The 15,065-nt window shown below is 56.2% G+C and carries 13 protein-coding genes and 1 pseudogene; 8 read left to right on the forward strand and 6 right to left on the reverse strand.

Annotated features, from left to right (window positions below; genetic code table 11):
- Window positions 1-35 precede the first annotated feature (35 nt).
- The 4 genes from ttcA (at window position 36) to glmU (ending at window position 3,822) form a co-directional block, all read left to right on the forward strand.
- Window positions 36-1,097 carry a tRNA 2-thiocytidine(32) synthetase TtcA gene (gene ttcA, locus KHU30_RS12825; protein WP_230427355.1) on the forward strand — a complete coding sequence of 354 codons (1,062 nt, stop codon included), beginning with the start codon at window positions 36-38 and terminating at the stop codon, window positions 1,095-1,097.
- Window positions 1,098-1,202: 105 nt separating this feature from the next.
- Complete coding sequence (locus tag KHU30_RS12830) at window positions 1,203-1,535, forward strand: YegP family protein (protein WP_211442996.1); 333 nt, start codon at window positions 1,203-1,205, stop codon at window positions 1,533-1,535.
- A gap of 155 nt (window positions 1,536-1,690) precedes the next feature.
- The gene (locus KHU30_RS12835; protein WP_211442997.1) at window positions 1,691-2,281 is read left to right on the forward strand and encodes a YXWGXW repeat-containing protein; all 591 of its coding nucleotides are present in this window, start codon (window positions 1,691-1,693) and stop codon (window positions 2,279-2,281) included.
- A gap of 182 nt (window positions 2,282-2,463) precedes the next feature.
- A complete protein-coding gene (gene glmU, locus KHU30_RS12840) occupies window positions 2,464-3,822 on the forward strand; it encodes a bifunctional UDP-N-acetylglucosamine diphosphorylase/glucosamine-1-phosphate N-acetyltransferase GlmU (RefSeq protein ID WP_211442998.1) in 1,359 nt (452 codons plus the stop codon).
- Window positions 3,823-3,888: 66 nt separating this feature from the next.
- Here glmU and KHU30_RS12845 read toward each other — a convergent pair whose 3' ends face one another.
- Window positions 3,889-4,353 carry an Lrp/AsnC family transcriptional regulator gene (locus tag KHU30_RS12845; RefSeq protein WP_211442999.1) on the reverse strand — a complete coding sequence of 155 codons (465 nt, stop codon included), beginning with the start codon at window positions 4,351-4,353 and terminating at the stop codon, window positions 3,889-3,891.
- A gap of 171 nt (window positions 4,354-4,524) precedes the next feature.
- On the opposite strand from KHU30_RS12845, the gene glmS reads away from it, so the two are divergent.
- Window positions 4,525-6,342: a glutamine--fructose-6-phosphate transaminase (isomerizing) gene (glmS, locus tag KHU30_RS12850; RefSeq protein WP_211443000.1), complete on the forward strand. Its 1,818-nt coding sequence runs from the start codon at window positions 4,525-4,527 to the stop codon at window positions 6,340-6,342.
- A 75-nt stretch (window positions 6,343-6,417) separates the two neighbouring features.
- Here glmS and KHU30_RS12855 read toward each other — a convergent pair.
- Window positions 6,418-7,251: pseudogene (locus KHU30_RS12855) on the reverse strand (DUF5131 family protein).
- 69 nt (window positions 7,252-7,320) lie between these two features.
- A complete protein-coding gene (locus tag KHU30_RS12860) occupies window positions 7,321-7,617 on the reverse strand; it encodes a DUF6471 domain-containing protein (RefSeq protein ID WP_230427356.1) in 297 nt (98 codons plus the stop codon).
- Between the two features lie 238 nt (window positions 7,618-7,855).
- Here KHU30_RS12860 and KHU30_RS12865 point away from each other — a divergent pair, with 238 nt between their 5' ends.
- The gene (locus KHU30_RS12865; protein ID WP_211443001.1) at window positions 7,856-8,917 is read left to right on the forward strand and encodes a hypothetical protein; all 1,062 of its coding nucleotides are present in this window, start codon (window positions 7,856-7,858) and stop codon (window positions 8,915-8,917) included.
- A 56-nt stretch (window positions 8,918-8,973) separates the two neighbouring features.
- Here KHU30_RS12865 and KHU30_RS12870 read toward each other — a convergent pair whose 3' ends face one another.
- The 3 genes from KHU30_RS12870 to KHU30_RS12880 all read right to left on the reverse strand — a co-directional run bounded on the left by KHU30_RS12870 (window position 8,974) and on the right by KHU30_RS12880 (window position 12,435).
- Entirely contained in the window at window positions 8,974-10,095 is a 1,122-nt protein-coding gene (locus KHU30_RS12870) for a hypothetical protein (protein ID WP_211443002.1), read from the reverse strand.
- 308 nt (window positions 10,096-10,403) lie between these two features.
- Window positions 10,404-10,940: a hypothetical protein gene (locus tag KHU30_RS12875; protein WP_211443003.1), complete on the reverse strand. Its 537-nt coding sequence runs from the start codon at window positions 10,938-10,940 to the stop codon at window positions 10,404-10,406.
- A 334-nt stretch (window positions 10,941-11,274) separates the two neighbouring features.
- Window positions 11,275-12,435 carry a Shedu immune nuclease family protein gene (locus KHU30_RS12880; RefSeq protein ID WP_211443004.1) on the reverse strand — a complete coding sequence of 387 codons (1,161 nt, stop codon included), beginning with the start codon at window positions 12,433-12,435 and terminating at the stop codon, window positions 11,275-11,277.
- A 420-nt stretch (window positions 12,436-12,855) separates the two neighbouring features.
- Here KHU30_RS12880 and KHU30_RS12885 point away from each other — a divergent pair, with 420 nt between their 5' ends.
- Both KHU30_RS12885 and KHU30_RS12890 read left to right on the forward strand, forming a co-directional pair.
- Window positions 12,856-14,334, forward strand: a complete 1,479-nt coding sequence (locus KHU30_RS12885; protein ID WP_230427357.1) for a hypothetical protein — start codon at window positions 12,856-12,858, stop codon at window positions 14,332-14,334.
- A complete protein-coding gene (locus KHU30_RS12890; protein WP_211443005.1) occupies window positions 14,331-15,065 on the forward strand; it encodes a hypothetical protein in 735 nt (244 codons plus the stop codon). Before KHU30_RS12885 ends, KHU30_RS12890 begins: the two co-directional genes overlap by 4 nt.

A 15,065-nucleotide genomic window follows, 5' to 3' on the forward strand; every position in this document is an offset into this window, starting at 1 on the left:
CCGCCATGAATCATCTATTGAAGCAGGAAGTCCTTATGCAAGACCAAACATCCGCAGCAAGCCAGCCGTCCTTGCCGGCGCACGACGCCGCCAGCGCGCCCAGCCACAAGAGCGCTGAAAAGATCGCTCACGAAAACAACAAGCTGCACAAGCGCCTGTGCCGCCAGGTCGGCCAGGCGATAGGCGATTTCAACATGATCGAAGACGGCGACAAGGTGATGGTCTGCCTCTCCGGCGGCAAGGATAGCTACGCCCTGCTGGACATCCTGATGACGCTGCGCGAACGGGCGCCGATCAATTTTGAAATCGTTGCCGTCAACCTCGACCAGAAGCAGCCGAACTTCCCCGACCATATCCTGCCGGCCTACCTCGACAAGCTGGGGGTCGCCTATCACATCGAAAACCAGGATACCTACAGCATCGTCAAGCGCCTGATCCCGGAAGGCAAAACCACCTGCTCGCTGTGCTCGCGCCTGCGGCGCGGCATCCTGTACCGCGTCGCCAGCGAGCTGGGCGCGACCAAGGTCGCTCTCGGCCATCACCGCGACGACATCATGGAAACCTTTTTCCTCAACATGTTCTTCGGCGGCAAACTGAAGAGCATGCCGGCCAAGCTGCAGTCGGACGACGGCAAGCAGATCGTGATCCGGCCGCTGGCCTACGTCAAGGAAGCCGACCTGATCCGCTACGCCGAGGTCAAGCAGTTTCCGATCATTCCTTGCGACCTGTGCGGCAGCCAGGAAAACCTGCAGCGCAAGCAGATCAAGGGCATGCTGCGCGAATGGGAAAAGAAATTTCCTGGCCGGGTCGACAATGTTTTTGCTTCATTGTCGACGGTGGCCCCGTCGCACCTGATGGACCGCAACCTGTTCGGCTTCACCGGCCTGAAAGCCAGCGGCATCGCCGACCCCAACGGCGACATCGCGTTCGACGACGATCCTTGTTCGACGCCCACCGGCGCCACGGTCTCCAGCATCATTCCGCTGCAGGCAGTCGTGCAGTCAGGTGCACAGTTGGGCGCACGGTTGGACGCGCAGTTGGACGCGCAGTTGGACGCGGGGTTGGACGCGCAGTTGGACGCGGGGTTGGACGATTAAGCAACAGTATTGCATTCACCGCCAGAGCTATATAATCAAAGCGGACGAGCGGCGCAGGCAGCTATTTCGTCGCCGCTTCGTCTGCAACCCATCAGGAGAAGCTCAATGGCAGGGTCCTACGTACTCAAGAAGTCTGTGGATGGACAGTTTTATTTCCTGCTCTACTCCGACAACGGCGAAGTCGTGCTCAACAGCGAGATGTATGTCGCCAAGGCATCCGCCGAAAACGGCATCGCCTCGGTACAGATCAACAGCACCCAGGACGATCGCTATAGCCGCAACCAGGCTTCCAACGGCCGGTTCTATTTCAACCTGAAGGCCGCCAATCACCAGGTCATCGGCAGCAGCCAGATGTACAGCACCACCAGCGCGCGCGACGCCGGTATCCACGCCGTCAAGAAAAACGGCCCCAACACCAATATCAAAGACGAAGCCTGAAGCTGTAGCCAGCGGCGCCAGAAACGTTCCGGAACGCCTTGCCGGGCCAGCCTGGCCGGCCTGCGCGCGGGTAAATTGCAAGCATTTGTAATGCCTGTATTCATTCCACACGGCAAAACGTTCTAATACGCGGGATCTTTATTTTGGAGACATAAATGAACCGCCGTCGTTTTCAACGTTATCTGGTATTGTCCGCCGTCGCAGCCGCAACGGCGTCGCTGGCCGGCTGCGTGGTCGAACCGCCGCGCACCCGCGTCGAATACCGCGAAATCAAGGTAGTACAGGCGCCGCCGGCGCCGCTGGTGGAAGTGGTGCCGCCTGCGCCCTACCCCGATTCCTACTGGATCGGCGGCCACTGGAAGTGGGAGGGCAACCGCTACGTCTGGAACAACGGCCATTGGGAGCAGTCGCGCCCGAACATGGTTTTCCAGCACGCTTACTGGAGCAATGACGGCGGCCAATGGAATTTCCATCCTGGCCGCTGGGTGCAGATCAACAATACCTACAGTACCGCTCCGATCGTGATCAACGTCGCGCCGCCGCCGCCGCGGGTGGAAATCATGACGCCGGCGCCTAGCCCCGACCACGTCTGGATCGGCGGATACTGGCGCTGGAACAATGGCCGCCACGACTGGGTCAACGGCCACTGGGAAGCGCGCCGCGACGGTTATTTCTGGGCGCCCGGCCACTGGGTCCGCAACGGCAACGGCTGGGCCTTCTCGGGCGGTTTCTGGCAGCACTATTAATCCGCCTCGCCAGTAAAAGCGCAAACCCCGCATCGCCCCAATGCCCTCCGGTCCTGGGGCGATGTGGTTTCCAGCCAACCGTCCGTCCCGGCTTCAGCGGATTGCCATGCAATCCGCACCTGCGCTGATTCCGGCAGCATCGGCCGTGCTAAAATTTCCCACCTTTTCTTTCTATATTGACTATGAACGTTGTCATTCTCGCTGCCGGCATGGGCAAGCGCATGCAGTCCGCACTCCCCAAGGTACTGCATCCCCTGGCGGGCCAGCCGTTGCTGTCGCATGTGATTGCCGCGGCGCGCGCCTTGTCGCCAACCACTCTGTGCGTCATCTACGGTCATGGCGGCGATGCCGTGCCGCGCTCGCTGGCGGCTGCCGACCTGGTTTTTGCCAAGCAGGAGCCGCAGCTCGGCACCGGCCATGCGGTGGCGCAAGCAGCCGCACACCTGGATGACAAGGTGCCGACGCTGGTGCTGTATGGCGATGTACCGCTGATCGCCAGCGCTACGCTGCAACGGCTGATCGACAGCGCCGGCGCCGACAAGCTGGCCGTGCTGACCGTCGATATGGAAGATCCCACCGGCTACGGCCGCATCGTCCGCGCGCAAGGCAAGATTGTCAGCATCGTCGAGCAAAAGGACGCCACGCCGGAACAGCGCGCCATCCGCGAATGCAACACCGGCATCATGGTGGCGCCGACCGTGCAGCTGAAAAAATGGCTGGCCGGCCTCTCCAACAATAACGCCCAGGGCGAATACTATCTGACCGACATCGTCGCCAGCGCCGTCGCCGACGGCACCACGGTGGTTTCGGCGCAGCCCGATGCGGTCGCGGAAACTCTGGGTGTGAACAGCAAAGTGCAGCTGGCCGAACTGGAGCGCATCCACCAGCGCAATATCGCCAACCGCCTGCTGGAACAGGGCGTTACCCTGCTCGATCCGGCGCGGCTGGATGTGCGCGGCGCACTCAGCTGCGGCCGCGACGTCAGCATCGATATCGGCTGCATCTTCGAGGGCGATGTCGTCATCGAAGACGGCGCCGTGATCGGCGCCCATTGCGTCATCAAGAATGCCCGCATCGGCCGCGACGCCAACATCAAGCCGTTCTGCCATATCGAAGACGCCGTGGTCGGCGCCGCTTCGCAGATCGGCCCGTATGCGCGCCTGCGTCCGGGCACGGAATTGGGCGAAGACGTCCACATCGGCAATTTCGTCGAAGTCAAGAACAGCCAAGTCGCCGCGCACAGCAAGGCCAATCACCTGGCCTATGTCGGCGATGCCACGGTGGGCTCGCGCGTCAACATCGGCGCCGGCACCATCACCTGCAACTACGACGGCGCCAACAAATTCCGCACCATCATCGAAGACGACGCCTTCATCGGCAGCGACAGCCAGCTGGTGGCGCCGGTGCGCGTCGGCAAGGGCGCCACGCTCGGCGCCGGCACCACGCTGACCAAGGATGCGCCGGAAGGCAAGCTGACCGTTTCGCGTTCGCGCCAGGTCACCATCGACAGCTGGCAGCGGCCGGTGAAGATCAAGAAGTAAAACAAAAACCGCAGTAGACCGGCAATCCATGGATAGTCCCGGCTACGGCCGGCGCTATCCATTTTTTTACACCGACAGCCGGGTCTCGAACTTGCTGCGGTGGATAGAGAAATAAGTGCGCACGTTGCGCACATTCTTTTGCGCGGCAAACAGCTGGTGCGCCAGCGCATGGTAGGCCGCCATGTCCGCCACTTGCACCACCAGCACGAAATCCGGCCCGGGCGAGACCCGGTAGCATTGCAGCAGCATCGGCTCGGCCGCCACCAGCGCTTCAAATTCCACCAGCCGCTCATCGGCCTGGTTGTCGAGCGTAACTTCGACGATCGCGGTCAGCCCGGCGCCGACCTTGTCCGGCGCCACGATCGCCACCTGCCGCAGGATGATGCCGGCATCGGTCAGGCGCTTGACGCGCCGCAAGCACGTCGGCGCCGAGGCGTGCACCAGCTGCGCCAACTGATGATTGGTTTGCGCGGCATCGGCCTGCAAGGCATTCAGAATCCGCTTGTCCAGCTCGTCGAGGGTGATTTCCATATCGCAATATGCAATTTATAAGATAAATACAAATATATATGAAATATTATTTCATTGTTTTTATACGATGAAATAATTCATGAAATTATCAATCATATAGATACATTATTTCATAAGAGCTCGCCTAAGATACCCATATTCTTGAATTTCACCTTCAATGAGGAAAAGACCATGTGCGGTATCGTCGCAGCAGTTGCTCAAATTAATGTCACCCCCATCCTGCTGGAAGGGCTGAAACGGCTCGAGTACCGCGGCTACGATTCCTGCGGCGTCGCCTTGCATATCGATGGCAAACTGCAGCGTTCGCGCAGCACATCGCGCGTGGCCGACCTCGAAAGCCAGATGGAAAAGGCCCAGTTGTCCGGCTTTACCGGCATCGCCCACACCCGCTGGGCCACCCACGGCGCGCCGGCAACCCACAACGCCCATCCGCATTTTTCGCGCGACCGCATCGCCCTGGTCCACAACGGCATCATCGAAAACCACGACGAACTGCGCGCCGAACTGCAAGCGGCCGGTTACCAGTTTGAAAGCCAGACCGACACCGAAGTCATCGCCCACCTGGTCGACCACATGTACAGCGGCGACCTGTTCGCCACCGTGCAGCAAGCAGTAAAGCGCCTGACCGGCGCCTATGCGATTGCCGTGTTCTGCGTCGATGAACCGCACCGTGTGGTCGCCGCGCGCCAGGGTTCGCCGCTGATCGTCGGCGTCGGCCAGGGCCAGAACTTCGTCGCCTCCGACGCCATGGCGCTGGCCGGCACCACCGACCAGATCATCTACCTGGAAGAAGGCGACGTGGTCGACCTGCAACTGCAGCGCGTCTGGATCGTCGACGCCGCCGGCAAGGCGGTCGAGCGCGAAGTGAAAACCGTGCATGCCTACAGCAGCGCAGTCGAGCTCGGCCCCTACCAGCACTACATGCAAAAGGAAATTTTCGAACAGCCGCGGGCGATCGCCGACACCCTCGAAGGCGTCACCGGCATCATGCCGGAACTGTTCGGCGACGGCGCCTTCAATGTCTTCAAGCAGATCGACTCGGTCCTGATCCTGGCCTGCGGCACCAGCTACTACGCCGGCCTGACAGCAAAATACTGGATCGAATCGGTCGCCAAGATCCCGGTCAACGTCGAGATCGCCAGCGAATACCGCTACCGCGACAGCGTGCCGAATCCGAACTCGCTGGTAGTGACCATCTCGCAAAGCGGTGAAACCGCCGACACCCTGGCCGCGCTCAAGCACGCGCGTTCACTCGGCATGCTGCACACGCTGACCATCTGCAACGTCGCCACCAGCGCCATGGTGCGCGAATGCGCGCTGGCCTACATCACCCGCGCCGGCGTCGAAGTCGGCGTCGCCTCGACCAAAGCCTTCACCACCCAGCTGGCCGCGCTGTTCCTGCTGACCCTGGCGCTGGCGCAAAGCAAGGGCCGCCTCAGCGACGAAGAAGAGGCCGCCCACCTGAAAGCCATGCGCCACCTGCCTGCCGCGCTGCAAAGCGTGCTGGCGCTGGAACCGCATATCGTGGCCTGGGCCGAAGCCTTCGCCCGCAAGGAAAACGCCCTGTTCCTGGGCCGCGGCATCCACTACCCGATTGCCCTGGAAGGCGCCTTGAAACTCAAGGAAATCACCTACATCCACGCCGAAGCCTACGCCGCCGGCGAACTCAAGCACGGCCCGCTGGCGCTGGTGACGGAGGAGATGCCGGTGGTGACCGTGGCGCCTAACGATGCGCTGATCGAAAAGCTGAAATCGAACATGCAGGAAGTACGCGCGCGCGGCGGCCAGCTCTATGTGTTCGCCGATGCCGATTCGCACATCAAGTCGAGCGAAGGCGTGCATGTGATCCGGCTGCCGGAGAACTATGGCTTGCTGTCACCGATTCTGCATGTGGTGCCGTTGCAGCTGCTGTCATATCACACGGCGCTGGCGCGCGGGACGGACGTGGATAAGCCGCGGAATTTGGCTAAGTCGGTGACTGTTGAATAGGCTATCTTCACTGACGTAATCTTTGATAATGACTAATAAAGTCTGTCACGCGACAATAAAGTCTGTCACGAGGGGCTACAAATCCGTGACAGACCAAAATGACTGAAATTGTCCGTAAATTGGGAGGACAGATATTAGTGGAATGGATAACTGCGCAGGTATGCGTTGCGCACGAGCGGAAATTCCCTCCGCAATTAACTCCTCCGGCGCCCAATGTCCCCACTGTTTGAAGTGAAACGGCACATTGGCCTCATGGCATTGGTCCCTGAGACTTTCCGGCTAGGCTGGATTCATGGATCTGGAATCGGGTCCGCTTTCCCCGCCAGCAATGACCCAATTAATCCCTGCCACAGACGACCCCGGCGTTTGCAAATACGGCTGCAGATTCATATGCCCCAAAAGCGGTTCCGCTGACACAAAGCGTACCACCACATCGTGCTCTAGCAAATGGTCAATTCGCTTGTCGAGCCAAAGTTGATTTTCTGTGCTGGTGCCGAGCCAAATATTGTGCGGCCACTTGCCGCTCCACGGCACCAGCTTTCGAACGTGGCGGATCCGCTTTGTGAGGAGCAACCAATCCAGATTGGGCGTAGCCTCAATAAGCGCCCAAAGCCGCTCTCGCGCGTCGTTGAGGTCAGTGCGATCCTCAAATACGTCAGCCATAGAGGCGCAAAACACGCGTCGCCGCTCGCCGGCCAGCGCCGCCTCTTTGTCCCACTTTAACGGCTCGCGCCAATGGGCGTCCGTGAAGAAGCGCCTCGGTGCCTCTTTACCCCACAGGTCGTTCATGCCCACGCGTTTGGCCCAGGTTTCGGCATAACAGTGCTTGCATGCCGGCGATATGCGTACGCATCCCCACCACGGATTGAAAGTGTGATGAGTCCATTCGATTTTGCTGTTGGCGCCCATTTTCTATTCCCCACGTTCACGAATGCTGTATAAGCACACAGTATATCGACTGTGGATTAGTTCGCAATTCTATTCATCGAGATTGACATCCTGCCTACCGATGGCCTGCATGCATTGCAGAAAAAAAACGAATGAAAAACTGCCACGGCTGAGTTTGTTGGCGATCCCAGCGTATGTCTCGATCACTCCAATTTCCTTCAACTTCGAAACGAGGTCGCCATACGACAAGCCAGAGCGGGTCAGCTCCGACCTGAGGATGTTTGCTGCCTTGTCGTTCCAATGATTAGGTTGCACAGTGATGCCGATTGCCCAAATATTGTAATTATCATATATGATAACAATGTATCGATCCAAGGTGGTGCGCATTTTATTCGATCCCTGTTTCGTGACCGCAAGCACTGGCATGAAGGGCCTTGTGACCATATTGGAGCTTTCGGGCGGCAATGGCAGTCCGTCACCAGCTTGATTTCCAGGACCATTGAGTTCAAATCCGCTCTATCACATATCACTACTAAATATTCAGATGTTCTATTCGAGAAAACTCAACCGAGAAACTGGCCAGGTCGAAGTGTGGGAATGTGAGTGGTCCAATCCTGGTACAGGAATGGCGAAGAAGGAATTCCTCCACAAGTTGGGCAATGAGGATGACCTGTCGCCTGAAGCTGGCCAAGAGAAGTACTCCGCGGCGTCTGCTATCTGCTGGGCTCCCGGCAGAACCATTGGAAACATTGCTGTTAGCTCGGAAGAGGTATTTGGACATTTCGAGGGAAAAGCCGGCGCCGATGCGCTCTTGCCCTGCCATATAGTTCCTTGCGGAAAATTTCGCAACGGTGCCAAGCGCTGGTATTGCAAAACCCACCAAATTCATTGGGGCACCAATGCTGATATTGCGGCACTCCCCGAAACTGGAGAAGTGCTTTGTAGCAATCACGCTATGCAAATGAGTTATGTCGTTGATCCTCTTCAGGTGGAGTTCAACGACTATGAGGAAATTGGGGTCTGGTGTTCTCTGCCGCCGGCCCTATCAAGCCGTCCCATCGTCAAGCGCCCGCCTAAGATACACGTGCATAAACGCTTTACCGGCAAGGAAAGAAAGGAGCTCGATCAAGACTATGATGCCATCGTGTGTTCCTATAATCAGGATGCCGGCTTATTCGCTAACACCGACATTACATTGATCCAGGTTACTCCACCTGCCGCTTTTGAATTTGTTCGATCCCTCGAATCTGGAGCCCACACTGATTGCGTCACGTGCAAAAAGTGCGGCTACCCGCACCTAGATTTAGGGAGTTTTGCTCGACATCCTCATTCCAAACATTTCTGTGGAAATTGCGGAAACGATAGCGTCATCAGTTCAGGCAAGATCGTCTCAACCCCTCTTAAGCCGCTGCACGATCAGTTCAACAACAGTAATACGTATGTAACGCCTGACCGGGCTCTCAACCTTGACGAGTTTGAAGGTAAGCATTTCGAACTGTGGCCAACTACTCCAGCCGTTTTATGGACGGCCAACCGACCGCAAGAACAAGGGATACACGTTCATGTATTCGAAGGTGACGGCATTCGCCGAATCGTCGATGATACATTCGGAGAAGTTATATATCGAAGAAATAAGTTAAATCGTAAAATTCTTTGGCAAAACATGACGGACAACACGATCTATTGATCGTCTCCTTCCAAAAGGCTACGCGCCAACCCAATCTGGATCAGATAGAGTCGAATTCAGTCCATTGTGTTGGCGATCATCTGAGCCAGAAGCAGCTGTCGGTTGAGCTCCTGTCCGTGATAAATCACCGTGCCAAACGTATCATCGATCATTCGCCTGCCATTAACACTCAGATGGACATGGATGCCCCTCTCTTGTGGGCGTTGAGCCGTCCATACTATTGCCGGAGTTGAGGCCCAAAGCGCAAAAGTCGCTCCGGGGTGTTCGTCAATGTTGAGCACCTTGGCGACGTCAACGTATTGCCACGCTGCGCTAAATGCATCGTGAAGCGGTTTCAGTGGTGTAGATGTCATCGGCACAGGCGTCCACGTGTGATCTCGCCCGCAATTCCCACACAGATGTTTGCGATGCGATCTACGAGCAAAGTCACCGAGGTCCAGATGAGGAAACCGGCAGTGGGTGCACTGCACACATCCCATAGGTGTTCCGTTTTCTAGGGATAGTACAAACTCTTTTGCAGCTGGTGGCGTCACATGCACAGTATCGATACCAGTGTTTGGGAACAATGCCATCGGGGGGGCAAATTGAAGTGCCAGAGCATCAAAGTCTTGATCAACGATCTTTGGTCCATTAGGGACGTCACGTAGGTGCACATGAATTTTGGGTCGCCGCTGAGGCGGCTCGCCATTGCTAGTGAATGCAGCAGGAAGAGAGCACCAGATACCTACTTCGGCATAGTCGTGCAGGTAAATACGCGGTGGATTAACCACATAGGACATAGGCGAACCGTGTTGCGCGCAACGCATAGCTCCATCACGATCAGATGCTGCCCTGTCTGCGACGCGCCCCCAGTGAGATTGGTGTGTACGGCACCACCAACGGTCAGTGCCATTCTGCCAGCGCCCGGCAGGTACTATTTCGCAGTTGAGAAGAGCATCGTCACCTTTAAGCCCGGGAAAGGCACCAATCACGTCGTGATTAAATACGGCGATGTTGCCCAAGGTTCTACCGTAGGACCAGCAAATTGCTTCCATAGTGTTCATCGGGCCAACCATAACTGGTTGCTCAATAGTCAGGAATCGTCGATTGCGCTTCATTGGAGGATTACTGGTTAGATCCCAGTCATATCCCCAGAGTTGGATTGTTCCATCGTCAGCTTCTACTCGCTCGACTTCCATGCCTCCCCCCGACTCTTCATTATTATTTGTCTAGTTATCGTACTTGAAGCCGATATTCTTCGCACGACATACAGAAATCGCGTTCAGCGGTAGCAGCGCTCCAATTTCTTCTGCCGTGAGTGTATTACGTTCCATGCCGCCGCAAATATTGTATGGAATTCGGGAGCCATGAGTTTCAACTTGCTTAGAGAAATGCTCTTCTTCGGCACAGTTACTGCAAAGTGCGCAAGACATCGCTTCCCCGTCTTAGTCCGACGTGGTTAAAATTTGGGGCAGTACATTTACAGGCCATTTTGGGCTGTCGCTTGTCATAGATCTAAGCATTCCTTCAGCGATGCAGAAGGCAGTGTCATGTCGCCCTTGGTCGGGTTAAAAATTCCTCTGACACTTAGTTCGCGAAGCAATTTTGTCTTCCGAGCATTCCATAGACCCGGATTCGATTGGAGTGCCCTAGCAATTAACCAATCTTCCAAGAAATCCACCGCTGGCATTTTGCCACCTTTCTGAACGGGCGATCTACCCCGTCCTTGTAGCGTAACCGCCGGCACAAAGTATAGTGCGGGACGTCCTCGCTTATATTCATCCAATATTTCATTGTAAAGCTGTAAGTGGGATCCGTTTGTCGACTCCTTTAAGACGGATTGTCTCTCAGCCTTACCTACATACCAAGGCACCACCCGTGCGGAGCCGGAGGATTTGACACCGAACACGTAACATCCTGGCCCACTTAGCAGGCTTGCTCCGAAGGGATCCTCCAGCGCGGTGGCCTTAAGTTTTTTTATATGGTCAGCCTTTATGATGGTTCGTGTTGGGAAGTAATACGGACCAAGAACCTCAAATTTCATGTTATCTCCCTCAATCTTATTATTATGGCGACGTTCGGCGGAATTATGTCATCGCTCGGCAGTGCTGCAAAATTCAGCTCCAGAAAGTCTGCAGTAGACTGTTGGGATGCGTTTTAATGTGCTGGTAGTGGCCAATTTTCAATCCCTTGATCCGACTCGACTCTTTCAATTCAGCACTGAGCATGACTTTTGGCGACACGAAGAAAGTAATTTAGATCTTGGCGAGGCCAGTGTCAGGGGGTGGGCTATCAGCCCGATCTTATTGTTGGTCGAAATGAAAGACAATTCCATCTGAAAGCCTTCGCGCACGGCAACTTCTTGCAGATGGTGCCATTTATGCATTGTGATTGACAATATAGCTCGCTCGTTCATAGAGTTCGTCGAATGTAATGATTTCGGGCCAGGCGGTGTTGCGACGATACAGTTCGAACGAGCGATATTGCTCGGCGTTCACCCCATGCTCCCCCATAAACTCGCCCAGGCTGCCAATTACCAAAAATGAGCGGGGCTGGAAGTTGAGCGCCTCCTCGCCCGTCGGAGCCCCGTTTTCATCCTTGCCGATGAATTTATTGCCAATTTGCTCGACAGCTCCCTGCACGGTCCCTTGTACCTGCGCCACTGCTCCCACGAGCTCCGACGACGGAGCCCAGCACCCTGCCCGATACGGTTTGTTCGACAGCAGTTTGGTGGTATGGATTTTGATCTCCACAAAGCAGAGACTCGAAATCAAGCCGCGCGTCTTCATCAACGCATCCGCCCGTTTCCCGTGCGAGGTTACCGAGTGTCCTTGGACGACGTTTTCCAATTTTTTGTCATCGAGCGAGGACAGGAAAAGATAGCCGAGCCCGTAGCCGAAAAACCAGGTGTTCTTTTCAAAGAATTTCTGCCACAAAGCTTCGCCAGTACGTTCCTTTATTTCTTCAGCATGGGCGAAGTATTCAGGTTCATTCAACAGGCGTGCATACGCCGCCAGCTGCTCTCGGCGATAGGCTATGGCGACAATGTCTTCCTTAGTGATTTTCGTGCGAAGCACCTCAGCAAGAATGTCCGGATTGTCAGTGAGCAGCTTGGCGGCTTGGCGTTCCGAGAGGATGAATTTCCGAAGCTCCTCGTCTGTTATGTTGACCTCATGATCATGATGAAAAACGTATTCCTGAATGTGCTTGGCAAACTCCAGGAATTTGGCGATCTCATCGCCGATCAAAGCGAAATTTGATTTGTGTGGCACCCCGGAGGCTTCTGTATAAGCCTGGAGATTCAGCACACTGACAGAGCGCGAATCCTCAAAGAACGTCGCCTTGACTATGCGCTTTCCTCCCTCCTTTTGCCGCAGCACGAGTTCGTCCTTGACTGTCGCAAAAATCAATTCATTCGACGCATTGAAGGCCTTCGTCGCGATTCTGACCTTTCGTTCCTTGTCGAAAAATCCCGGCAAACTCTTGCTCATGTAGGTCTTATCAGGGCGTTTGTTGAAATCGTAATCTGAGTCTTCCATCGATTTTCCTGTATGTCGATGCGTTTCCACCGCCTTGGGCCGCATTGTCAGCACATTTGTAATAAAAAGCGGCAGGCGGGCGTCTTATCCAGAGCCGTGCTTCAATCAACGTATTTGTACCATGAGCAGCAAACACGCAGACATCGCTCCAGCAACTTCGACGCTTTTCTCGATAAAGCCTTCGACCACGTTCAAGCAGCGTATACACCTATGCGGTAGTTCTGCCTTTCTTCGTTATGGTTGCCATGCCGTGATTGTGCCATCGCAAAATTAGATTAGTTGCCTTTATGTACTAGTTGCTTTTATGTATATACTCTCAATATACATAGGAGGCCTAATGTCATTGTGCCGGTCGAAACGTGCGAATCCCACCTCCAGCGGTTATTGCGTACTGGGTGTGCATTGCCTTGGGGTTCGTTTATGAGCGACGAAGCCTTTGGTTCCCCTCTGTCCGTTTCCCTTACGAAATCAGCCAATTCGCCCCTCCTGGATCTGTCCAGACAACAACGTAACCTCCTACTGTTGCGGCCCGTGTTCCAGCTCGAGCGTGACAAAATGCGACTCGGGGACGAAGGGAGTACTGAGCACACTCTCTTCCAAGGAGTAGATACTCATTATCTGGCACTTTCGGCGCTGGACCTGATGATGGAAGCGACTACCATTTCCAGTGGAAGCACGTCGACTGAGGTGCTCATGCAGTTAGCTGAGGTGGCCATGCAGATGAAGCCGTCGCTGTCCGCTTCCCAAAGCCGGCGTGTCGCGGAGGTAGTACTCGATGCATTAGACAACAAAGCCAACAATCACCGCGAGTTCAGTTTCGACTACTTTGATGCACCGACTTGCAGCACCAAGAGCGTCCGCTTTCGCTTGGTGAGATTCGAACCAGACTCGGAAGACGTGTACCGATACCGGCCCACGGCAGAAGGCTACCTCGTATATCTCGGCATGCTAGACCTGTCGCCAGAGGATTCCCAAGAGCTGATGGAGAAGATGCTGGACCTCCTGGTTCAGCGCGGCCGCTTCGAGGCGGCTCTGGAAATCGCCCGACGAGCCCGCAAGCTCTCCATCGAATATCGTCAGCTCATCCGGGACAGGCTCTATCAGGCCTATCGCGCTCCTGGGAGCGTCAACTGGAGCCGAGACATGTCAGGCCGCCTCGACGCGGCGAGGGTGCACGTACGCCAGCGTCAAGCGGAGGACACGCGGATGGAGGAGGCTGTCGGCGAAGCGCTGATCGAAGCTGACGAGGTACGCACCCGCCAGAGCCTCATTCAACTAAGGGAAACGCTGCAGAGCGCCAGCCTGCTTCGTTTGCAACTCGTCACTGACATTACCGAGTCAAACGAGCGATTTATCGCAGCCCAGCGAGCAGTTTTCCGCGCTCGGAAACCTACAGGACTGCCAGACCTCGAGCCGCAGCTCCTGCCACAGTTAGTGAATCTACTCATCCAGACCCTGGCCACCGAAGGCGACACCTTCGTCAGCGCACTGTATCCCCCGGTGTGGCCGAAGGTATATGACCTCAACTCAGTGTTTACAGTGCTCCTAGAGCAGCGCGCAGAAGATGCTGTGCCGGAAGAGGACGATGGCGAATTGACGGAGTTCGTACCAATGACGGACCAGTTCCCCAAGGAGCTTGTTCAACAAGCCAACGAATGGCTCGGATCGAAGTTCGCGATGGGAGTGCCCCTACGGGTTGACCAAATTCTGGAAGCCGCCGAAGACGCGGGATTGAATCGCCCGCTGCGTCGATGTCTATTGCTCATTCTGTTCCGTAGCTTTGCACAGTCGGAAAACGAATTCAAGGATGTACTTGCTCAACTGACCGGTACAGAGTTCATGCTGGACATCGCACAAGGGGATAACTTGGAATTCGTCCAACAGGGAGAAAAACAATGAACACGCCTGAACCAACAGTTCGCAATGCCGCGCGCCTGACGTACAAGGCGCTCCACACTTCGCTATCTCCCATCAACGATAGCGAGTACCGGGAACTGCTGGCCCTGTATCGTGCGGACCCAATGTTCTACCGGCACGTCCAAGACGTCGCGCTAGGCATGGAACTCAATATTCTGGACGCGAGTGAGCAACGTGGCCTCATCGTTGTTCCTGCGTCGCGCGAAAGCAAGTTTGCCGTTCGGTTGACCGACATTCGTAGCGGTATGAACCTGGACCAGAAGGCCTCTCTGGTTTTGGCACACGTGGCAGTCGCGGCGGTCTTCTTCCCGACCACCGATGGCCTGGACGACGACAACTACTCCCCGCCCCCAGCCTCGGTTGGGACGTGCCGCGACACTCTCTATGCCCTGTCGCGGCGACTCAAAGAGACCTCCGACTTGCCCTCGGACATCCCGCCGGAGCTGACGCCGGGCTGGGAGGCCATCTCGGCGATGCCGGTCGCCATTCCCGCCGGTCAGCGCGCTTCGGTGGCGTCAGTGGTCGGCGTGGTCAAGCTGGCCTTGAACCAGATGGCCCAAAACGGGTTAGTCAGGCTGGACCGGGAGGCCGATGAAGATACCGCGGTCACCTACACGGCGACGCACCGACTTCGCGTGCAGCTGCGCGAACTTGCGCTGCGACGACTCTACGAGATGGCGCAGCTGGCTGTGACGCTGCGTAAGGTGGGCTGA

Origin of the sequence: Collimonas humicola, assembly GCF_018304945.1 — a bacterium.
GTDB classification, from domain to species: Bacteria; Pseudomonadota; Gammaproteobacteria; order Burkholderiales; family Burkholderiaceae_D; genus Collimonas; species Collimonas humicola.